The sequence below is a fragment of the Streptomyces sp. NBC_00448 genome, from assembly GCF_036014115.1.
Classification (GTDB): Bacteria; Actinomycetota; Actinomycetes; order Streptomycetales; family Streptomycetaceae; genus Actinacidiphila.
Map to the genome: position 1 here is coordinate 6,642,004 of NZ_CP107913.1, position 20,276 is coordinate 6,662,279.

General features: G+C 73.1%; 19 protein-coding genes. 12 read left to right on the plus strand and 7 right to left on the minus strand.

What is annotated here, in order from left to right:
• Positions 1–82 precede the first annotated feature (82 nt).
• Together OG370_RS28615 and OG370_RS28620 are read left to right on the plus strand one after the other, a co-directional pair.
• A complete protein-coding gene (locus OG370_RS28615; RefSeq protein WP_328469214.1) occupies positions 83–757 on the plus strand; it encodes a pentapeptide repeat-containing protein in 675 nt (224 codons plus the stop codon).
• A 176-nt stretch (positions 758–933) separates the two neighbouring features.
• Positions 934–1,398 (plus strand): hypothetical protein, encoded by a 465-nt coding sequence (locus OG370_RS28620; RefSeq protein WP_328469216.1) that lies wholly within the window; start codon positions 934–936, stop codon positions 1,396–1,398.
• A gap of 129 nt (positions 1,399–1,527) precedes the next feature.
• Here OG370_RS28620 and OG370_RS28625 read toward each other — a convergent pair whose 3' ends face one another.
• The gene (locus tag OG370_RS28625; RefSeq protein WP_328469218.1) at positions 1,528–1,656 is read right to left on the minus strand and encodes a hypothetical protein; all 129 of its coding nucleotides are present in this window, start codon (positions 1,654–1,656) and stop codon (positions 1,528–1,530) included.
• A 255-nt stretch (positions 1,657–1,911) separates the two neighbouring features.
• Complete coding sequence (locus OG370_RS28630; RefSeq protein ID WP_328469220.1) at positions 1,912–2,919, minus strand: helix-turn-helix transcriptional regulator; 1,008 nt, start codon at positions 2,917–2,919, stop codon at positions 1,912–1,914.
• Positions 2,920–3,191: 272 nt separating this feature from the next.
• On the opposite strand from OG370_RS28630, the gene OG370_RS28635 reads away from it, so the two are divergent.
• Together OG370_RS28635 and OG370_RS28640 are read left to right on the plus strand one after the other, a co-directional pair.
• Positions 3,192–4,274 (plus strand): Gfo/Idh/MocA family protein, encoded by a 1,083-nt coding sequence (locus OG370_RS28635; RefSeq protein WP_328469222.1) that lies wholly within the window; start codon positions 3,192–3,194, stop codon positions 4,272–4,274.
• A gap of 155 nt (positions 4,275–4,429) precedes the next feature.
• Positions 4,430–4,861: a hypothetical protein gene (locus OG370_RS28640; RefSeq protein ID WP_328469224.1), complete on the plus strand. Its 432-nt coding sequence runs from the start codon at positions 4,430–4,432 to the stop codon at positions 4,859–4,861.
• A 411-nt stretch (positions 4,862–5,272) separates the two neighbouring features.
• Here OG370_RS28640 and OG370_RS28645 read toward each other — a convergent pair whose 3' ends face one another.
• Together OG370_RS28645 and OG370_RS28650 are read right to left on the minus strand one after the other, a co-directional pair.
• Positions 5,273–6,217: a 5-dehydro-4-deoxyglucarate dehydratase gene (locus tag OG370_RS28645; RefSeq protein ID WP_328469226.1), complete on the minus strand. Its 945-nt coding sequence runs from the start codon at positions 6,215–6,217 to the stop codon at positions 5,273–5,275.
• 203 nt (positions 6,218–6,420) lie between these two features.
• Positions 6,421–7,572 carry a right-handed parallel beta-helix repeat-containing protein gene (locus OG370_RS28650; RefSeq protein ID WP_328469228.1) on the minus strand — a complete coding sequence of 384 codons (1,152 nt, stop codon included), beginning with the start codon at positions 7,570–7,572 and terminating at the stop codon, positions 6,421–6,423.
• 230 nt (positions 7,573–7,802) lie between these two features.
• On the opposite strand from OG370_RS28650, the gene OG370_RS28655 reads away from it, so the two are divergent.
• The 4 genes from OG370_RS28655 to OG370_RS28670 all read left to right on the plus strand — a co-directional run bounded on the left by OG370_RS28655 (position 7,803) and on the right by OG370_RS28670 (position 11,838).
• Complete coding sequence (locus OG370_RS28655; RefSeq protein ID WP_328469230.1) at positions 7,803–9,149, plus strand: ABC transporter substrate-binding protein; 1,347 nt, start codon at positions 7,803–7,805, stop codon at positions 9,147–9,149.
• A 92-nt stretch (positions 9,150–9,241) separates the two neighbouring features.
• On the plus strand, positions 9,242–10,204 hold the full coding sequence (locus OG370_RS28660) for a carbohydrate ABC transporter permease (protein WP_328469232.1): 963 nt from the start codon (positions 9,242–9,244) through the stop codon (positions 10,202–10,204).
• A complete protein-coding gene (locus OG370_RS28665; protein WP_328469234.1) occupies positions 10,201–11,085 on the plus strand; it encodes a carbohydrate ABC transporter permease in 885 nt (294 codons plus the stop codon). Before OG370_RS28660 ends, OG370_RS28665 begins: the two co-directional genes overlap by 4 nt.
• Positions 11,086–11,154: 69 nt before the next feature.
• On the plus strand, positions 11,155–11,838 hold the full coding sequence (locus tag OG370_RS28670; RefSeq protein WP_328469236.1) for a hypothetical protein: 684 nt from the start codon (positions 11,155–11,157) through the stop codon (positions 11,836–11,838).
• 76 nt (positions 11,839–11,914) lie between these two features.
• Here OG370_RS28670 and OG370_RS28675 read toward each other — a convergent pair whose 3' ends face one another.
• Positions 11,915–12,631 (minus strand): type 1 glutamine amidotransferase, encoded by a 717-nt coding sequence (locus OG370_RS28675; RefSeq protein WP_328469238.1) that lies wholly within the window; start codon positions 12,629–12,631, stop codon positions 11,915–11,917.
• Between the two features lie 332 nt (positions 12,632–12,963).
• On the opposite strand from OG370_RS28675, the gene OG370_RS28680 reads away from it, so the two are divergent.
• On the plus strand, positions 12,964–14,439 hold the full coding sequence (locus tag OG370_RS28680; protein WP_328469240.1) for a polysaccharide pyruvyl transferase family protein: 1,476 nt from the start codon (positions 12,964–12,966) through the stop codon (positions 14,437–14,439).
• A gap of 51 nt (positions 14,440–14,490) precedes the next feature.
• Here the strand turns inward: OG370_RS28680 and OG370_RS28685 are convergent, their stop codons facing one another.
• Positions 14,491–15,783, minus strand: a complete 1,293-nt coding sequence (locus tag OG370_RS28685; protein WP_328469242.1) for a sensor histidine kinase — start codon at positions 15,781–15,783, stop codon at positions 14,491–14,493.
• Entirely contained in the window at positions 15,780–16,442 is a 663-nt protein-coding gene (locus tag OG370_RS28690; RefSeq protein WP_328469244.1) for a response regulator transcription factor, read from the minus strand. Before OG370_RS28690 ends, OG370_RS28685 begins: the two co-directional genes overlap by 4 nt.
• 149 nt (positions 16,443–16,591) lie before the next feature.
• Here OG370_RS28690 and OG370_RS28695 point away from each other — a divergent pair, with 149 nt between their 5' ends.
• From OG370_RS28695 to OG370_RS28705, 3 genes are read left to right on the plus strand one after another with little or no spacing between them, the layout of a single operon-like run.
• Positions 16,592–17,632, plus strand: coding sequence for an ATP-binding cassette domain-containing protein (locus tag OG370_RS28695; RefSeq protein WP_328469246.1), 1,041 nt, complete (start codon positions 16,592–16,594; stop codon positions 17,630–17,632).
• Positions 17,629–19,236: an ABC transporter permease subunit gene (locus OG370_RS28700; RefSeq protein WP_328469248.1), complete on the plus strand. Its 1,608-nt coding sequence runs from the start codon at positions 17,629–17,631 to the stop codon at positions 19,234–19,236. Before OG370_RS28695 ends, OG370_RS28700 begins: the two co-directional genes overlap by 4 nt.
• On the plus strand, positions 19,233–20,144 hold the full coding sequence (locus OG370_RS28705; protein WP_328469250.1) for an ABC transporter permease: 912 nt from the start codon (positions 19,233–19,235) through the stop codon (positions 20,142–20,144). The genes OG370_RS28700 and OG370_RS28705 overlap by 4 nt, the downstream gene beginning before the upstream one ends.
• Positions 20,145–20,276 lie beyond the last annotated feature (132 nt).

A 20,276-nucleotide genomic window follows, 5' to 3' on the forward strand; every position in this document is an offset into this window, starting at 1 on the left:
CCGGCGCCCGCCTGCCGCCGGCCCCCACGTCCGCCCGGCTCTCACCCTCCCGCTGTCGGTGCCCGGCCCTAGGGTGGCCGCCATGACCCCCGCAGACGCCCCCGACGCACCCGACGACCTCGCCGACCTGCCCTACGCCGAGCTGCTGCGCCCGCACACCGGTCCGCTGGAGGTCGAGGGCGACTACGACACCGTGCACTTCGACCGGATCGACTTCCCCGCCCGCAGCCGCGCCACCGGGTCCCGTTTCCTGGAATCGGCCGTCACCGACTGCTCCTTCGCCGAGACCGACCTGCGCGGCGCCCGGATGAACGACCTGTGGGCGTCCGGCAGCCGGCTCACCGGTGTCTCGCTCGCCGAGAGCAACTGGCTGGACTCCGCGCTGATCGGCTGCTCGCTGGCGGGGGTCGAGGCGTTCGGCTCGGTGCTGCGCCGGGTGGTCTTCCGCCGCTGCAAGCTCGATTCGGTGAACCTGCGCGCGGCCCGGCTGCACGACGTGGTCTTCGAGGACTGCGTGCTGCGCGACGTCGATCTCGGCGAGGCCCGGCTGGACGGGGTGGCCTTCCCCGGCAGCCGGTTGGAGCAGGCCCGCTTCGGCCGTGCCGAGCTGAAGCGGACCGACCTGCGCGGCGCCGTCGGCATCGACCTCGCCGACGGGTACGAGAGCCTGCGCGGCGCGGTGATCAGTTCGGGGCAACTGCTGGACCTCGCACCCGCCCTGGCGCAGACTCTCGGCATCACCGTGAAGGACCGCTGACCGGCCGCAACAGGCGTCCCGGAACACGTGTTCCGCCACCCCTGGTGACTGCCTTGACAGGTGCTCTGTTGCGCGATCGCGCCATTGCGGATTCCGGCCGGTCGGCGGGCATTGTCCGGATCACCCGCTTCCTGGTTCGCTCTTCTTACCGCCCCCGGCGAGAAGGGAACGACTCAGTGCAGGAGATCGAGTTCCGGAGCGCACACCATCTGTGTGTCGAGACGGACCCGGCGCTGTGCGTGCCCTGCCAGGAGCGGCTGGATCGGCAACTCGCCTTGCTTCCCCGGGTATACGGCGAGTTGGAGGTCGCGCTCGTACCGGCGCCGGACTCCGGCGACCGAGAGACCGGCACTGCCCGGCCCGGCATCCCCCTGAACGGGCCGGCTGTCGAGGCGCGCGCCGCTGTACGAGGCACTCTCGCCTCCTGGGCCGATCTGATTGTCGAGGGCCGGACCGTTCGCCTCCCCCTGCGGACGGTACCGGCCCTCGCCGCATTCCTGCGCCGGCATCTGGGTTGGCTGGCCGTACACCCGGCCGCCGACGACGCCGCCACGGACATCGACGCGGTACTCCGCGAAGCCCTGCGGATACTGCGCTTCCCCAGCTTCCCCGCCGTGCCCACCGGCATCGGCGCCTGCTGAAACCCCAGCCCGAGACTTCCTGCGGAGCCGTCCCCCCATCACCGCGGCCCCCCACACGCAGGAAGCGCTGTACGGCCCGTGAACCATCTCGGGCCGTACAGCGCGGGGGCTGCGTGAACGGTCGGCGCTCTAGGACGGCGGGAACCAGATGGTGGGAGAGAACACCTGCTGGTTGGTGCCGCTGTCGGAGTCGCTCGACGTGAGGGTCGCGGACTGTACCGCGGCGGTGTGCGGGGTGCTGACGGCTGGCGGAGCCACGGGGGGAGCATCGGCGGCGACGGCGACACCCGTGCTGCCGATGGAGCCGAGTGCGAGCGCCAATGCAGCGACGGCGGGCGCGTGGGCCCTGAGCCATTTACGCGACATCGGATTCCTTAGCAGTCAAGGCCGGGGGCAGCCTGAAGTGGTTCCTGAGCTCAAATGTGCATGAGCCTGCTCCAGGATGCCAATGCCGACAAGTGGAGCGCCATCTTCCGATGGTGCGAAAGTACGCCATGGCGCGAATGCGCACATTCAGATCAGATCGTTGGTGGCCGCAAGTACGCCGGCCTGGAATCGGCTCTCCGCATCAAGATAGCGCATCACCTCTGACACCAGGCGACTCACTGTGCGCAGGGATACCCCCAGTTTCCTGGCGATGCGCTCATCGGTCAGGCCATTCGCGAGCAGGCGCAGGGTGGTGCGGTGCTGCTCGGTCAGTTCGTGCTCGTCGTCCGGGCTGGTCGACGTCTTGGCCGTGTGCGGCACGGCGCGCAGCCAGCAGTCCTCGTACATCGCGAGGTAGGTGCGGATCAGGGTCTGGCCGCGAATGACCACCGCCGGGCCCTCCGGGTTCGACGGATCGGACGTCATCAACGCGCTGTGCTCGTCGGCCACCAGGAGGTCGAAAGGCACCTGCGGAATAAGCCTGACCTCCGCTCCGAGTGCCGTGAGATCGCTCAGGTATTTACGCTGCCGCGGTCCGGAATTCACGCTCTGCCCGTAAATCGCGCGCACCCTGATGCCGTGGTCGATGAATGCGCGGTCGGTCTCCAGTGAATTCTCCAGGAATTCCGGCGGAGGCAGCGGGCCCGGATGCATGGACGAGACGACTTCCGAGATGGTGGCGGCGAAATCGAGTACGAACTCCCGGCGGCGGGCCGGCCCGCTGAGCACCTCCACCTCGACGTCGGCGGGCTCCCTGGTCACCACGGGGCGGTACCGCTCCATCAGCGTCTCGGCCGCCTTGACCACGGCGGTCAGCTCATCACGCTGCGCGACGAGAGTGTTGCGCTGCTTGACCAGCAGGCCCATGAGTGCCGTGTCGGGCTCGACGGAGTCCGTCTTGCCCGGCCGCCAGCTCGGCCGCACCAGCCCGAGGTCGTCCAGCTCGCGCCAGCCGACCGCGGCCTCCTCGTCGGCCAGGCCCAGGCTCGCGTTGACCGTCTCGCGCTCGCAAGAGCCGTTGGCCAGCAGCGCCCGGTATATCGCGAGTCCGATACCGGCCGCGTCCGCGTCCCCACGTCGTGCCACACCGGCCACGTCCGCTCCCCCTCACTTCACACCCTGTGTTGCCCCGGCGGGCTCGCGCGGTTGCCGAGTCGACGCCCGTAGCGACTTTAGCAATGGATAGGTCAGGTGCCAGAGGCGCTGCTTCGGCCTTCCTTTGTCGGCCGACGGCGCACCACCCCATAATCGATCACGCGACCGCCGAACGCCACCTTTCCGATGGACGCAGAAAGAGGTTCCCGATGGCACAGCCGGGCCTTTCCGACAGCCCTCTCCCGGCGCGGAGCCGGTCGGCGGGACGGCCGGTGCCCGTGGTGCTCGTCGGCGCGGGGAAGGTCGCGCACGCCGCGCACCTGCGGGAGGTGCGGGACCTGCCGGGGGAGCTGCGGCTGGCCGCCGTGGTGGAGACCGACCCGCGGCACGTCGACGCGCTGCGGCACTCCGGGTTCGGCGGGGTCCCGGTGTGCGGGTCGGCCGAGGAGGCGGTGCGGGCCGGGGCGCGGGGCGCGCTGGTGTGCACACCGTGGTGGACGCACCGCGAGGTGGTCGCGGAGTGCCTGGCCGCCGGGCTGCCGGTGCTGTGCGAGAAGCCGGTGAGCCTGGACCCGGCGGAGATCGACGAGCTGACCGCGGCCGAGCGGCGCACCGGACTGCCGGTCGCGGCCGGCTACATGAAGCGGCACGACCCGGTGGTGCGGCTCTTCGTCGACCACTGCCGCGACCGCCTCGACCAAGCCCGCCGGTTCACCGTGGACATCCACGACCCGAACGCGCCGCACCAGGTCGCGCACCTGGTGCCGTACGACCCGCCGCCCTTCGGCCCGCAGCCGCCGCGGGCCCGGGAGGCGCTGGCCCGCGCGCTCGGGCCGGGGTCCACCGGCGCGCAGCGGGAGGCGTACGCCCGGGGGCTCGGCGGATCGCTCATCCACCAGGTGAACCTGGTGCACGCGGCGCTGGCCGGCAGCGGCCGGGAGCTGTACGGATCGCTGCTGCACGCCGATCTGTGGGCCGGGGGCGCCGGCGTGAGCTGCCGTTGGCGCCCCGACGAGGCGCTCGTGGTCGACCTGACCCATCAACGGCTGCCCGGGCACCGCCGCTACCGGGAGGCGCTGGAGTTCACCGCGGAGGACGGCGTGGCCACCCTCACGCTGCCCTCGCCGTGGGCGCGCGACGAAGCGGCCACGCTCACCGTCGAGAGCTGGGACGCCGGGCGCGGGCTGGCCGAGCGCCGCGTCCACACCGCGGAGCCCGGGCACACCGGGTTCCGGCGGCAGCTCATGGCCTGGGCGCGGCAGCTGAGCGGGGAAGGGGACACCGCGCTGCCCGGTCTGGCGGATGTGCGCCAGGACGCCCGGGCGGTGCGTGAGGCGGCCCTGCGGCTGCGCTGACCCGGGGCGGTGCGTGCGGCGGCCCTTGCGGCCGGGCCGGCCTGAGGCGGTGCGCGCGGTGATCCCGTGGCCGAGCTGGCCCCGCGGGGCGCGTGGAGATCCGGGTTCGGGGTACCCGCCGGGTCAGGAGCTCCTTCACACGGAGGTGACCGCACATGCTGATCCTGGGACTTCTGCTCCTCGCCTGCACCGCGGCTTTCGTCGGACTCGCGATCGCGGACAACATCTCGGGCGGCCCGCACTACGACGTGACCATCCTCGGTCACCACATCGCGTCCATGAACGGGCTCGCGCTCTTCTGCGCCGGACTCGCGCTGGCCCTGATCTTCGGCCTCGGCTGCATGATGGCGATGACCGGTGGGCTGCTGCACCGCCGCAAGGCGCGCAGGAACCGTGCCATCCGACGTGACGCGGCGGCCACCGCCCGCGAACGGGACACGCCGGCGGCGCGGGTCGGCGACGAGGACACGGCGGCGGGCGCGCCCGCCGGGTCGGGGACGGCCGTGACCGGCGCCGGCGAGGGATCGCACCGCGTCGACGCGCCATCCCGCCCACGGCACCACGCGCGGCATCTGTTCGGGCACTGAGCGCGCACAAAACGGCGGCCCCGGGGAAACCCGGGGCCGCCGAACGATGCGGTGACGGCCCCGGGGGGGGATGGGGGCCGCCACGCAGGTCCTACGTTACGCGTCTTCGGCGGGTGGTGTGGCGAAGCACGGCCATTCGGCGTGGCGAATTCGCGGCATGACCGAAAAAGACGGCAGCCGGGCCGGCGACCACGGGGGGAGTCGCCGGCCCGGCCGGTCCTGTGGGCCGTCGCCAGCCGTCGGGCGCGACCCGCGCGCGAAGATCAACATGCAGGCCCCATCCTGGACTTCGAAGCTGTCGTCGTCAACGGAGGTAAACCGGACAGGCGGTGCTTTTCATCCTGGCTCAAAGAGGGCTCGACAGCGCCGCGATGGCGCGCTCGGCACCGCCCGCGTATCCGTTCGCCGTGCTCACCGCCGGGCGCGGGCGGGCTGGGCGGCGGCCAGCGCGCGCCCGGCCGCGGTGATCCGGGCGAGTTCCGCGAGGTCCGGCTCGGCCGGGTCGAGCAGGGGCGGGCGCACCCCGCCGACGTCCAGACCGCCCTGGCGTACTCCCGCCTTGACCAGGGCGACCGCGTAGCCGGGCACCCGGTCGCGCAGCGCCACCAGCGGGCGGAAGAAGGTGGCCAGCAGTCCCTCGACGAGGTCGCCGTCGCCGCTCTCCACCGCCCGGTGGAAGGCGGTCGAGATGTCGGGTGCGAAGCAGAACACCGCCGAGGAGTACAGCTCCACGCCGATCTCCCGGTAGGCGGGCACCGAGACCTCGGCGGTGGGCAGGCCGTTGAAGAACTGGAACGGCTTGCCCTCGCCCCGCTCGCGCAGCGCCTGCCGGACCGAGGTCACGATCCGCGCCATCAGCTCCAGGTCGCCGTAGCCGTCCTTGATGCCCACGACCTGCGGCAGCAGGGCGACTTCGGCGGCCGAGGCGGGGTCGAGGACGGCCGTGCCGCGGTGGTAGACGATCACCGGCAGGTCGGTCGCCGCCGCGACCTGCTCGACGTAGCGGACCAGGCCGGCCGCGGGGGAGCGCACCAGGTACGGCGGCATCAGCAGCAGGCCGTCCGCACCGGCGGCGCGCGCCGCGCGGGCGAAGGCGCGGGCCAGCGGGAGCGGGCCGCCGGCGCCCGCATGGACGGGCACCCGCCCGCCGGTGGTCTCGACCGCGGCGCGTACCGCCAAGGCGTACTCCTCGGGCTCCAGCGCGTGGAACTCGCCGGTGCCGCAGGCCACGAAGACGCCGCCGGCGCCGGCGTCCAGGCCGGCGCGGACGTGGCGCGCCAGCAGGTCGGGGGCGACCTGCCCGGTGGGGGTGAAGGGGGTGACGGGGAAGAACAGCACGCCGTGGAAGAGGGACACGTCGTTGGCTCCTTGCGGTTCAAAGGTGGGCTCGGGGACCGAGCGGGCGGCCGGTTCACCCGCGGTGCCGGACCTCGCGGCACGCGGGTGGCCGCCCGCGCGGTCTCGCTCCCGGAGCTGCGCCCGGCGGCTTCCGCCGGGCGCCCGTGGGTGCGTGCTCCTCCTCCCGGCGGACGGGTCCTCGCCGGGAGGAGGAGAGGGGGTCAGCTGCTCGGGGTGACCGTGATGTCGGTCAGGCCCTTGCCGCCGCTGGAGGTGTTGGAGTCGTAGACGACGTTCTGGTCGTCGTCGTCGCACTTCTTGTTGTTGGTGACGTTGATGCCGTAGCCGTCGGAGGCGGTGAGGGAGAAGGTGTTGTCCGAGAAGGTGTTGCCGCAGCCGTAGGGCGACTGCGCGGTGTGGGTCTGGAAGCCGTCGAGGTAGGGGTCGGAGACCTTGTTGCCGTCGATCCGGTAGCCGTCCCCCTTGGCGTCGATGGTGGAGTCGGCGGAGTTCTCGTTCTGCTCGCCGGCGCCGTCGAAGGTGTTGCCGCTGACCACGCCGTTCTTGGTGCCCTCCTTGATGTCCAGGCCCTCGGCTGCGACGTTCGGGCCGATCCGGTTCTTCAGCACCTGCACGTCGTCGGAGGCGTCCACGCCGCTGGAGCCCGCGTAGCAGGCCCAGTTGCTCTTCGCCGAGCCGATGTAGACGCCCTCGCCGTAGCCGGGCTGGTTCTGGCCGGTGTCGTGGACGTAGGAGTTCTCGATCACGCCGTCGGAGCTGCCCTTGCGGAAGTGGACGCCCTCGTCGCCGATGTTGCGCACCTCGACGCCGTCGATGGTCACGTGCGGGGCGGCGTCCATGACGATGCCCTTGCTCGCGGTGTCGACGGTGAAGCCGGTGAGGTGCCAGTAGGCGGCGCCGTCGAGGTACAGGCCGTAGCCGGTGCCGCCGGTCGGGCAGGACGAGGCCGGGGTGGCGGCGGATGCGGCGCGGGCGGCGGTGGGGGACGCCGCCCGCGCGTTCGTGGCGACCGCGGACGGGCCGGTGTACTCCGAGCTGTGCAGGACCGCTTTGGCGCTGCCGACCAGGGTGATCGGCTTCGACGAGGTGCCCGCCGTGGTGGCGACGAACTTGCCGGTGTACGAGCCGTCGGCGAGCTGGATGGTGTCACCCGGCGCCGCCGCGGCGAGGGCCGCCACGAGCTGGTCGGAGGTGGACACGGAGACCGTCGCGGCGTGGAAAACGGCGTGGGACGAGGCGGCGGGGCGGGCGGCGTCGGCCGCGGTCGCGGACGCGGTGCCGCCCGCCGCGACGAGCCCGCCGGTAGCGGCGAGCGCGGCCAACGCGGTGGTGAGCAGGGGTCGGTCGGGCATGTGGGGTGCCTCCCGGATCGATGGCGTGCCGGCGTGATCGAGTTCATGTGCATGAATCTGAGTCGCAATACTGAACCATTGCGACGTCTGGTGAAGCTAGGGTGACTGTCCGTCCGCGTCAAGAGGGCTGCGCAAACGTGTCGGAACCCTTGACCGCGCCGCCGCCTCGCCCTAGGGTCCCGGCTATTCCTGGATGTGGACATGATTCCAGTACATGAACGGAGTGGACGATGAGCGCGCCCCGTACCAGCACCACAGGCAGCACCCGCCGGCGACGAGCCCTTCCGATGGCGGCCCTCGCGATCACCCTCGTCACCGCCTCCACCGCGCTCACCGCGTGCGGCGGGGGGTCCGGCGGCGGCTCGGCGTCGGGCCCGTTGAAGGTCTGGGTGCGCGGCGCGGGCGACTCGCAGAAGGCCTACCAGATGGTCTTCGACGGCTACACCAGGAAGACCGGCGTGAAGGTCCAGCTCTTCATGACCAACACCGACTTCGAGACCAAGCTCAACGCGGCCGCCGCCGCCCACAAGCTGCCCGACGTGGTGATAGACGACGGCTCCCAACTCGGCGCGTTCAAGAGCCAGGGCATCATCACCGAGGTCGACCAGGCGAAGATCAGCGGCGCGTCCCAGGTGAGCGGCGCCGCGTGGAAGTCCGTGGCGGACGACCAGGGCAAGACCTACGGCGTGCCGTTCTCCGCGCAGGCCAACGTCCTGCTGGTGCGCAGCGACTGGCTGAAGAAGGTCGGCATGCAGCCGCCGAAGACCTGGGCCGACCTGGAGAAGGTCGCCGAGGCGTTCACCACCCAGGACCCCGACGGCAACGGCAAGAACGACACCTACGGCCTGGCCGTGCCCGGCTCCACCCAGCGCGGCTACCTCTCCTGGTTCTGGTCGAACTTCCTCTACCAGGCCGGCGGCAACTTCCTGGAGCCCACCGGCAGCGGCGGCTTCCGCTCGGTCATCGACTCGCCGCAGGCGGTGCAGGCCGCGCAGTTCCTGGAGAAGCTGTACTGCACCGACAAGGTGGTCCAGCCCGGCGCGCTCAACAACCTGACCACCGACACCAACAAGGCGTTCCAGACCGGCGTGGCCGGCATGTACCTCACCGGCCCCTACGCCTACGCGACCATGGACGCCACCGCCGTCAAGGGGAAGTACGACGTGGTCGCCCCGCCGGCCGGGCCCAAGGGCACCGGCAGCCTCGCCGAGGGCACCACCGTCTACGCGATGGCCGGCTCCAAGCGCGCCGCCGACTTCGACGCGCTCGCCTCGTACATGGTCTCGCCCGAGGCGCAGAAGACCGGGATGACCGGCGTGCCCACGTCCACCATCGTGCGGCTGCCGATCAACACCACCGTCGATCCGGCGACCGTGCACGCGGGCGACCCGCGCTGGCAGGTCGCCCAGCAGGTCTACGCGAAGAGCTCCACCTACGAGCCGGTGAGCGCCCCCGGCTGGGAGACCTACCGCAGCGACGCCTCGGAGAGCCTCAACAAGATGCTGTCCGGTTGCGGCGACCCCGGCAAGACGCTGGCCTCGCTCGACTCCCAGTACCGGTCGCTGCTCAAGAAGTAGCCGGTGCCCGCCCGCCGGTACCCCGAAGCAGCGGACGCCCGCAGCACCGATGCCCGTAGCAGACGACGGCAGAAGAAGACGGCAGACGACACATGGCCCTGACCAAGGACCGGCCCGGAGGCAGCCCGCGCAGCGGCCGCCCCCGGTTCCCGGCCGGCAACCGCACCCCCTCCGCGCCGCGCGCCCTGCCCAGGTGGCCGCGGGTGGCCACCCCCTGGCTCTTCCTGGCGCCCGTACTGGTCCTCTTCGGCGTCTTCAAGTTCTGGCCGACGCTGTGGGGGATGTACCTCAGCTTCTTCGAGGTGCGTCCCTACCTGGGCAACAGGTGGGTCGGCTGGGACAACTTCAGCACCGCCTTCCACGACGCGGCGCTGCGCTCGGCGGTCGAGCACACCGTCGTGGACGCGCTGGTCACGGTGGCCGCCTCGGCACTGCTCGGCTTCGGGCTCGCGCTGCTGCTCGAAGGCCCGGCCCGGCATCTGCGCATCCTGCGCACCGCCGCGTTCCTGCCGGTGGTCACCGCGATGGTGGCCGTCGCCGAACTGTGGAACACCATCCTCTACCCCGGCGGCTACGGCACCCTCAACTCCCTGCTCGGCCATCTCGGCCTGGGCCCGGAGCCGTTCCTGTCCTCGCCGCACTCCTCGCTCGCCTCGGTGATGCTGATCCAGGTGTGGAAGAGCGCCCCGTACGACATGGTCATCTTCGTCGCCGGACTGGCCGGCATCGACCGGCAGTTGTACGAGGCCGCGGCGATCGACGGGGCCGGCGCGTGGCACCGGCTGCGGCACGTCACGCTGCCGTCGCTGCGCCCGGTGACCACCATCGTGCTCACCCTCGGCATCATCCGGGGGCTGCGGGTCTTCACCGAGATCTACGTCCTGACCGGCGGCGGCCCGGCCGGCTCCACCGAGACCATCGTCACCTACACCTACAAACAGGGCATCCAGAACAACCAGTTGGGGATGGCCTCGGCCGTGTCCACCGTGCTGTTCCTGGTCACCGTCCTGCTGACCTGCCTCACCTTGTGGTGGCGCAGGCGCAAGGAGGCATGAGCAGCATGAGCGCCCCCACCACCGCGCTGGGCCTGCGGATGCCCACCAAGGCGTGGACCCGCACCGCGGTCCGTGTCGTGCTCTACGCCGCGGTGCTCTTCGTCTTCGTGATGCCGCTGTGGACGATGGTCGCCACCGTCTTCAGCGGCACCACCCTCAAGACCGGCCAGATGTCGCTCTTCCCCGGGCACTTCACCCTCGCCAACATCCGCACCGCCTTCCGGTTCGGGGTCGGCCGGGGGCTGCTCAACTCGGTGATCGTCACCGGCGTCGGGCTCTTCCTCCAGGTCACGGTGAGCGCCTTCGCGGCGTATGCGCTGGCCCGCAAGAAGTTCCGCGGCCAGGCCGTGGTGCTGCTGGCGATCCTCGCCACCATGATGATGCCCGAGGAGGTCATCGCGATCCCGCTCTACCTGGTGCTCGGCAAGGTCCCCGACCCGCTGGGCGGCAGCGACCTGCTCGACTCGTACTCGGGGCTGATCCTTCCGGTGGTCGGCTGGGCGCTGCCGATCTACGTGCTCACCGGGTTCATGAAGACCATCCCCGCCGAACTGGAGGAGGCCGCCCGCGTCGACGGCGCCCGGGACCTGCGGATCTTCTTCCAGATCATCCTGCCGCTGTGCCGGCCCGCGCTGGGCACCTGCGCGGTGTTCGGCTTCCTGATGATCTGGGACCAGTACCTGCTGCCGCTGCTGGTCGCCTCCACCCCGCACATGTACACCATGACCCTGGTCGTCACGAGCCTGTCCTCCAGCCAGGAGCAGGGCGAGGGGGTGCGGATGGCGGCGTCGCTGATGCTGATGATCCCGAGCGTGCTGGTCTACCTCGGACTCCAGCGGCTCTTCGAACGCGGCATGCTCAACGGCTCGTTGAAGGGCTGAGCCGCGGCGGCCGAGGTCTCCTCGGGTGGTACGGTCCCCGGATCGTGCCGAGTGGGGGGAGTGGGGGGAGTGACGGCGATGAGGAGCCGGATCGGCCGGATGGCGGCCTCGGCGGTCGTCCTGGGAACCGTGGCGGTCGCGTCGGCCGGGTGCGGCGGCGGGTCGTCGGGCGCGGGGAAGAAGCTGGACCCGTCCGGGCTGGTGAAGCTCGGGGACGAGGTGGCGGCCGGGAAGACCACGACGTGCCCGGTGCCGTACCGGATGGACAAGGCCGCCAGGAGCGCCGGGCTGACCGGGCACGCGGCGCTCATGCGGGACAAGGACGCGGTGAGCGCGGACACCGAGAAGGGCGCCGACCCGGCGGCGCCGGTGGCCAAGACGCACGGCGTGGTCGTCTACTGCAACTACACGATCGGCGCGCAGGAGACGGATCTGACCACGGTCGCCACCCGGACCGACGACCCGGCGAGCGGCAAGGACCCGGCGCTGTCCATGACGCTTCCGCTGATCGCGTCCCGGGCGCACCTGCCGAGCTCTCAGTTGGAGGCGTACTACGCCAAGTGCCTGGCGGCGAAGCCCGGCACGCCGGTGCTCACCCCGTCCGGCAACGTCGCGGTGGTGACGCTGCCGGCGACGTCGGGGAACATCCTGCTGATGGTGGACGTGGTCGACGACGACGCCGGGCACATCGCGCTGCCGGCGAAGTCCGTGGCGCCGCTCGCCCGCTCGCTGGCGGAGCAGGCCCGCTGGTAGCCCGCGGCGGGCCCGGACGCGTGCACGTGCGCGTACGTCCGCGCGTACGTCCGGGCGCCCGCCGCTTCGCGCCGCGTCACGTCGCCGCGGCCACCGCCTGCCCGGCGAAGCGCAGCGCCACCTCGCGCCAGACCGCCGCGGACTCCGCGTCCGCTGCGAGGGCGGCGCGGTGCAGGGTGTCGCGGTCGGCGCCGTGCCGGGCCAGCCGGTCGGTGTCCCACCCGCTGATCCGCTCCGCCTCCGCCTCGGGGTGGAACTGCACGCCCCACGCGCGCTCGCCCAGCCGGAACGCCTGGTACGGGCAACCGTCGGTGGAGGCGAGCCAGGTCGCGCCCGGCGGGAGCGCGGTGATCGCGTCCACGTGGTTCTCGATCGCGTGCGGCCGCGCCGGCAGCCCGGCGAACAGCGGGTCGTCCGCGGCCTCCTGGCGCAGCGTCAACTGCGTGCTGCCGAACTCCGGTTGGCCGTGCTCCCCGCGCACCGCGCCGCCCGCGACCTGCGCGAGCAACTGCCCGCCCAGGCAGATCCCGAACACCGGCAGCCCGAACTCCACAGCCTCGCGCGCCAGTTCACGGGTCCGGGCCAGCCACGGCGCCCGCGCGTCGTCGTCCGGCAGGTAGCCGCCGCCGAGCACCACCAGTGCCTGGTGGCGCGGGCGCAGCCGCTCGGGCAGTTCCTCCCCCGCGTAGCCGCGCACCACGTCGAGCGTCAGCCCGCCCTCGTCCAGCCAGCGCTCCCACCGCCCCGGCCCACCGGTCGGAGTGTTCTGCACCACCAGCGCCGTAACCGCCATCCCGCGACCCGCCCTTCTCTTCTCTCTTCGTGCTGCGCCTCCCCTCCATCCAAGCCCATCCCCGTCCCCGGCCCGCCCCCGGGCACCCTTTGCCCGGGGGTGCGTGCGGCCGGGGCGCACAGACGAGGCACAAGTAATGCACAGTCAATGGGTCGATCTTTGCCGCACCAAGGATTTCCCTGTGAGGCGCCATGAGTTCCCCTGTACTTCCCCATGATTTCGTATAGGAATTCAAAGTGCCGTGGGGTATCGTCCCCGCTCGGAGGTCGGCCCCGGACGTGCGTCGCGCCAGGTGAGAGCTGTCCCCTGTCCGAAAGAGCGAGGGGTGGCACGTGAAGCGCATACTCATCCGGTCCGGGAAGAGCCCGTTCCACGCCGCCACGCACGCCGAGTTCCTGCACCAGGACCTTTTCGGCACGAACTCCGGCAATCTGCTGTTCAGCGACGCGGTGCACCGGATGCTGCTGACCCCGGACACCGAGGTGGTCTCGAACGGCATCAGGACCGACGCGTCGGAGCAGCGGGCCGCGCGGATCAACGACGAGTACGACGTCTTCGTGGTGCCGCTGGCCAACGCCTTCCGGCCGAGCTTCCGCGCCTCGCTGGACCGGCTGTCCGCGCTGATCGAGCAGTTGACCATCCCCGTGGTGGTGGTCGGGGTCGGCGCCCAGGTCGGCGCGGACTACGACCTCGGGACGCTCGGGCCGATGGAGGAGTCGGTGCGGCGCTTCGTGCGGGCCGTCCTCGACCGCTCCGCCTCGATCGGGGTGCGCGGCGAGCTCACCGCCTCGTACCTGCGCGGCCTCGGCTTCGACCAGGTCGACATCATCGGCTGCCCGTCGATGTTCCTGCACGGCGACGTCTTCCCGGTGCCCTCCGACCCCGGCACGATCGGTCCGGACGCGCGGATCGCGATCAACCTGTCGCCGGACGCGATCCCGGTCGGCGACATCGGCGGCCTCGCCCGGTACGCCTACGAGCGCTTCCCGGCCCTGACGTACTACGCGCAGAACCTGGTCGACGCCGAACTGCTCTTCTGGGGCGACACCTCGGCCGAGGCCGGCCGGCACAGCTCCTTCCCGCTCCAGCTCACCCACGAGCTGTTCCGGGCGGACAAGGTCCGCGTCCCGCTGGACCCCCGGACCTGGCTCGACGAACTGGCGGGCCACGACTTCGCGTACGGCACCCGCATCCACGGCAACATCGCCGCGCTGCTGGCCGGCACCCCCGCGGTGGTGCTCACGCACGACTCGCGCACGCTCGAACTGTGCCGCTACTTCGACCTGCCGCACCGGATGCTCACCGACGTCCCCGCGGACACCGACCCCGCCGAGCTGTACGAACAGGCCGACTTCAGCGGGCTGCTCAACGGCCACAAGGAGCGCTTCACCCGGTACACCGACTTCCTCGACCGCAACGACCTGGCGAACACCTACTCCCACGGCGACGCGGGCGCGGCCTTCGACGCCCGCCTGGCCGGCACCGAACTCCCGCCGTCCGTCAGCCTCTGGGACGGCACCGACGACGGGGCGCTGCGCTACCGGTTCGCCCGGCTGCGCGAGCAGATCGCCACGGACCACGCCTCCGCGGAGCGGCGCGCGAACGACCTCGCCAAGAAGAACCGGGAGTTGCGGAAGCGGGTCGCCGCCGCGGAGAAGCGGCACGTCACCGCGGAGAAGGAGGCCGCGGCGCTGCGCAAGCGGGTCGCCGCGGTCGAGAAGCGGATCAACGGCATCGAACGGCGGGCCCTGGTCCGGATCGGTCCGGCCCTGCGCCGGCGGGTGGCCAAGCAGAAGCCCGGCGCCTGAGCCCGGGTACGGACCCCGGCCCGTACCCGTACCGCCCCCGGTGGCTGCCGGTCAGGGTGATCCCGTCGGCGCGTCCTTGCCGGCCGGGCCGCCCACGTTGCCCGCGTCACCCGAGCCACCCGGGCCGTTCGCGTCCCCGGGTGGGAAGTCGACGCGCACGGTGAGGCCGCCGGCGGGGTGCGGCGTGGCCGTGAGGGCGGCGGCGTGCGCGGTGGTGGCGGCGCGGACGATGGCCAGGCCCAGGCCGTGGCCGTGGTGGGCGTCGTCGGTCCGGGCGCGGGTGCGGGGCGTGCCCAGCCGCTGGAAGGGCTCGAAGAGGCGATCGAGGTCGGCCTCGGGGACCACCGGGCCCGAGTTGGCGACTTCGAGGTGGGCGCGGTGGCCGGGGGAGACGGCGGTGCGGACCCGGAGGTCGCCGCCGGGGTGGTTGTGGCGCAGCGCGTTGTCCACGAGGTTGTCCAGCAGGATCTCGACGAGGCCGCGGTCACCGGAGACCGGGGCCTCATCGAGGGCGGCCTCGACCCGGATGCGCAGGCCGGCCGCCTCGTCGCCCCGGCGGGCCAGCACCCCCGCCGCGACCTCGGCGAGGTCGAAGTCCTCCCGCCGCCGCACCCCGCGCTCCCCGGTGGCCAGCGTGAACAGCGCCTCCATCAGGCGGGCCTGCTGCGCGCCGAGCAGCAGGGCCTGCTCGCACGCGGCCCGCAGCGTCGCCGCGTCGGCGTCCGGATCGGCCAACGCGACCTGGAGCAGGGTGCGTTCGGCGGCGAGCGGCGTGCGCAACTCGTGCGAGGCGTTCGCGACGAAGTGCCGCTGCGCGGTGAAGGACGCCTCCAGCCGGGCGAAGAGGTCGTCCAGGGTCCGGCCGAGCTGCGTGAACTCGTCCCCCGAGCTGCGGATGGCGAGCCGCCGCCCGAGGCTGGCCGCCGACATCTCCCCGGCGGTCGCGGTGATCGTGCGCAGCGGCCGCAGCAGCCACCCCGACAGCAGCCAGCCCAGCCCCACCGACAGGGCCACCAGCGCCACCAGCGCGATCACCGACCCGGTGACGTACCGGTCCATGTCCCGCCCGCGCTGCGTCTCGGCGAGCGAGGCCCGGCCGCCGCCCAGGATCGGGAGCACGGGCCTGGAGCCGTCCGGAAACGGCGGCACGTCCGGGCCCGGCGCCTTGACGGCCGAGGACGATCCCACGAACAGGTTCGGAATGGCGAGCAGCAGCACCCCGGAGGCGAGGAAGAGGGCGCCGTAGAGCACGGCGAGCCGCATCCGGAGGGTGCGGGGCCGCGGCAGCAGCCGGGTCACCCGCCGTGGCCGGCCGCCCGGCGCGGCCGTCGGCGCGGCGCTCACGACTCCTCGATCCGGTAGCCGCCCTCGCGGACGGTCGCGATCACCGGCGGGTCGCCGAGCTTCAACCGCAGCCGCCGGACGGTGGTCTTCACGGTGGTGGTGAAGGGGTCGACCGCCTCGTCCCAGACCCGGTCGAGCAGCTCCTCCGCGGAGACGGCGGCGCCGCGGGCGCCGAGCAGGCACTCCAGCACGGCGAACTCCTTGGGGCTCAGGTCGAGCCGGCGCCCGGCGCGGAAGGCGGTGCGGCGGTTCGGGTCGAGCAGCACCCCGCCGCCGGCCAGCACCGGCGGCAGCGCGGGCGTCGAGCGACGACCCAACGCCCGTACCCGGGCGACCAGTTCGGCGAAGTCGAACGGCTTGGGGAGGTAGTCGTCGGCGCCCAGCGCGAGCCCGTCCACCCGGTCGCTGACGGCCGCCGCCGCAGTGAGCATCAGCACCCGGCTCTGCGCCGGCCCCTCCGCCAGCCCCCGGCAGATCTCGTCCCCGTGCACCCCGGGCAGGTCGCGGTCCAGGACGACCACGTCGTAACGGGTCACGGCGAGCCGTTCCAGCGCCTGCGTGCCGTCCAGGGCCACGTCCACCGCCATGCCCTCGCGGCGCAGCCCGGTCGCCAGCGCCGTCGCCAGCACCTCGAAGTCCTCGACCACCAGCACTCTCATGCGTCCACGATGCCAGCGGCCCGGTGACAGCGCGGTGACGGCGGCCGTCACCGCGCCGACACCGCCCGCGCCGTACAACCGGTGCCGACAGCGCGGGTACGCCGCCGGACGGCGGTGGCGGCCGCGCGCACGGAGGGAGACACGTCGCCATGGGCGAGATGGGAGTGGCCGTCAGGGCCCTGCGCAAGCGATACGGGGCGACCGCGGCCCTGGACGGAATGGAGTTCAGCGTCGAACCGGGCCGGGTCACAGGCTTCGTCGGGCCGAACGGCGCCGGCAAGTCGACCACGATGCGGGTGGTGCTCGGCCTGGACACCGCCGACGAGGGCACCGCCCTGATCGGCGGCCGGCCGTACCGCGCGCTGCGCCGGCCGATGACGCACGTCGGCGCGCTGCTGGACGCCGCCGCGCTCCAGCCGGGCCGCCGGGCCCGCGACCACCTGATGTGGCTGGCCCGCTCGCAGGGCATCGGCGCGCGCCGGGTGGACGAGGTGATCCGGCAGGTCGGCCTCACCGCGGTCGCGGGCCGCCGCGCGGGCGGCTTCTCGCTCGGCATGCGGCAGCGGCTGGGCATCGCGGCGGCGCTGCTCGGCGACCCCGGGGTGCTGATGATGGACGAGCCGTTCAACGGCATGGACCCCGAGGGCATCGTGTGGCTGCGCGGCCTGCTGCACACGCTGGCCGATCAGGGCCGGGCGGTGCTGATCTCGACCCACCTGATGAGCGAACTCCAGGACACCGCGAGCCATGTGGTGGTGGTCGGCCGCGGCCGGGTCGTCGCGGACACGTCGGTGGCCGACCTCCTCGCCGCCGCCTCGGCCGGCGGTCACGTCACGTTGCGCACGCCGCGGCCGGACCGGGCCGCCGAGGTCCTCACCGCGGCGGGCGGCAGCGCCGTCCCGGCCGGTACGGGCGCGCTGCACGTCTCCGGGCTGCCGGCGGAGGAGGTCGTCGCCCATCTCACCCGCGGCGCCGTCCCGTTCGCCGAAGTCACCGCGCACCGGGCCACGTTGGAGGAAGCGTACATGCGGTTGACCAGGGACGAGGTCGAGTTCAGCGGAACGCACCCGGGCGGCGGCCAGGACCGGGGCGGCGCACGGGATGCACGCGGTGGCCGGGACGTGCGCGGCGGTCAGGACGTGCGCGGCGGTCAGGACGTGCGCGGCGCGGGCGAGGGGGAGCAGGCGTGAACGGCTTCCTGCTGACCGTCCGCGCCGAGTGGACGAAGCTGCGCACCGTACGGGGCTGGGTGCTCGCCCTCGTGGCCGCGCTCGTCGTGGTCGTGGGCATCGGCTACGCCTCGGCCGACGCGACCCGGTCCGGCGGCTGCCCGGGCATGAAGGTGTGCGGGCCGCCGAAGGGGCCGGGCGGGGTGGCCGTCGTCGACGACTTCACCTTCGTCCAGCGGCCGTTGGGCACCGACGGCACCCTGACCGCCCGGATCACCTCGATGACCGGGCGGATCGCGGCGCCCACCCCGGACGGGACCGGGACCCCCGACCTGGAGGCGTGGGCCAAGGCCGGCCTGATGGTCAAGTCGGGCACCGCGCCGGGCAGCACCTACGCGGCGGTCATGGTGACCGGCGGCCACGGGGTGCGCATGCAGAGCGACTTCACCCACGACACGGCGGGCCCCGAGGTCGCCGCGCCCTCCTCCGCTGCCCCCCGCTGGCTGCGCCTGACCCGCGCGGGCAGCACGCTGACCGGCGCGACCTCGCCCGACGGTACCCACTGGACGACGGTCGGCACCGCGACCCTGCCCGACCTGCCCGCGACCGCCCGAGTCGGCCTCTTCGTCACCTCCTCGGCGCACATGGAGGTGGACCGGCACGCGCTCGGCAGCAGCGCGACGAGCGCACCGACCCGCGCCACGGCCGCGTTCGACCGCGTCACGCTGAGCGGCGGCGGCACCGGCACGGGCACCGGTGGGAGCGGCGGCGGGACCGGCACCGGCACCGGTGGGAGCGGCTCCGGCGGCAGCTCCACCGCGCGGGCGGCGCACGGCTGGCAGACCACCGAGGTCGGCGGCGACCCGCTCTCCACCTCCCTGTCCGCCGCCACCCACCGCACCACCGCGAACGGCGAGACCTTCTCCGTCAGCGGCTCCGGCGACATCGCGCCCGCCGTGGGCGGCCAGGTCTTCGGGGCGCGGAGCATCGAACGCGGGCTGGGCGGCACGTTCGCGGGGCTGCTCGTCGTGGTGGTGGTCGGCTCGTCGTTCGTCACCGCCGAGTACCGGCGCGGCCTGATCCGCACCACCCTCGCGGCGCAGCCGCGCCGCGGCCAGGTGCTCGCCGCCAAGGCGGTGGTGGTCGGCGCGGCGGCCTTCGCGGTCGGGCTCGCCGCGTCCGTGCTGACGCTCGTGCTCACCCTCCACCGGCTGCGCTCCCACGAGGTCTTCATCCTCCCGGCGAGCTTCGGCACCGAGACACGGGTGGTGGTCGGCACCGCCCTGCTGGTCGCGCTGGCCGCGGTCCTCGCGCTGGGCGCCGGCACGATCCTGCGCCGCGCGACCGGCGCGGTCACCGCCGTCGTCGCCGGTGTGGTGCTCCCCTACATCCTCGCGATGACCGCCCTCCCGGACGCCGCCGCGGACTGGGTGCTGCGGGTGACGCCGGCGGCCGCGTTCGCCATCCAGCAGACGACACTCCGCTACCACCAGGTCGCCAACGTCTACGCGCCGTCCGACGGTTACTACCCGCTGCCGCCCTGGGCGGGGCTGGCCGTGCTGTGCGGCTGGACCGCGGTCGTGCTCGCCGTCGCGTACGCGCTGCTGCGCGGGAGGGACACATGAGAACCGCACCCGGCGGGCCCGAACTCCCCGCGCCGGCAGGAGAATCCGTGCCGTCCGCGACACCCGAGGCATCCCGCGCGCCTGAACGCCCCGGCGGGCCGCCCGCCTTCCGCGCACCCGAACCCCGCGCCCCCGCGCCCCGCTTCGAACCCCTGCGGGACGCGGTGCGCGCCGAGTGGACGAAGGTGTGGACGCTCCCGGGCACCCGGCCGCTGCTCGGCGCGCTCGTCGTGCTGACCGTCGTGCTGGGCGCGGTGGCCGCGGCGACCGTGTCGTACCACCCCGGCACGGACGCGGCGAAGGTCAGTCTGACCGGGGTGCAACTCGGCGAGGCGGTGGCCGCGGTGCTCGGTGCGGCGATGATCGCGGGCGAGCACTCCACGGGGATGCTGAGCAGCACGTTCGCCGCGATGCCGCGCCGGGGCACCGTACTGGCCGCGAAGGCGGCGGTGCTCGCCTCGATGGTGCTGCCCGCGGCGCTGCTGTCGGTCGGCGGGTCGCTGCTGGCCGGGCGGCTGCTGCTGCCCGCGTCCGCTCGGCCCGCGCTGTCGGCGACCGACGGCTCGGTGCTGCGCGCGGGGTTCGGCTCGGCCCTGTGCCTGGTGCTGGTCGCGCTGCTCGCGCTCGGTACGGCCGCCGTCGTACGCGACCCGGGCACGTCGATCGGCGCCGTGCTCGCGCTGCTCTACCTCTTCCCGATCACGGCCGCGCTGGTGGCGGACCCGCACTTGCAGCGCCACCTCCAGCAGATCGGGCCGTCCAGCGCGGGGCTCGCGGTGCAGACCACGGTGCCGTCCGTGCTGCACACCCAGCCGATCGGGCCGTGGGCCGGACTCGGGGTGCTCGCGTGCTGGGCGGGCGCGGCGCTGCTCGCCGGGACGGCGGTGCTGCGCGCGCGGGACGCGTAGCAGGACGCACGGCCGGCCGTACGGCGATACGGCCGGCCGTCGTCACCCAGCGTGAGAACCGTCACGGTCGGAAGTCGTGCGGCATGACATGGTGCAGTCGTGGCGGGGCATAAGACCAGCCGCCTTGGCCAA

Bases quoted from the DNA above. Each gene is read 5' to 3' on its own strand.
- OG370_RS28690 (WP_328469244.1), bottom strand. From the start codon at position 16,442: ATGAGAGTGCTGGTGGTCGAGGACTTCGAGGTGCTGGCGACGGCGCTG.
- OG370_RS28660 (WP_328469232.1), top strand. From the start codon at position 9,242: ATGGCCCTGACCAAGGACCGGCCCGGAGGCAGCCCGCGCAGCGGCCGC.
- OG370_RS28705 (WP_328469250.1), top strand. From the start codon at position 19,233: ATGAGAACCGCACCCGGCGGGCCCGAACTCCCCGCGCCGGCAGGAGAA.
- OG370_RS28695 (WP_328469246.1), top strand. From the start codon at position 16,592: ATGGGCGAGATGGGAGTGGCCGTCAGGGCCCTGCGCAAGCGATACGGG.
- OG370_RS28665 (WP_328469234.1), top strand. From the start codon at position 10,201: ATGAGCAGCATGAGCGCCCCCACCACCGCGCTGGGCCTGCGGATGCCC.
- OG370_RS28650 (WP_328469228.1), bottom strand. From the start codon at position 7,572: ATGCCCGACCGACCCCTGCTCACCACCGCGTTGGCCGCGCTCGCCGCT.
- OG370_RS28675 (WP_328469238.1), bottom strand. From the start codon at position 12,631: ATGGCGGTTACGGCGCTGGTGGTGCAGAACACTCCGACCGGTGGGCCG.
- OG370_RS28655 (WP_328469230.1), top strand. From the start codon at position 7,803: ATGAGCGCGCCCCGTACCAGCACCACAGGCAGCACCCGCCGGCGACGA.
- OG370_RS28615 (WP_328469214.1), top strand. From the start codon at position 83: ATGACCCCCGCAGACGCCCCCGACGCACCCGACGACCTCGCCGACCTG.
- OG370_RS28640 (WP_328469224.1), top strand. From the start codon at position 4,430: ATGCTGATCCTGGGACTTCTGCTCCTCGCCTGCACCGCGGCTTTCGTC.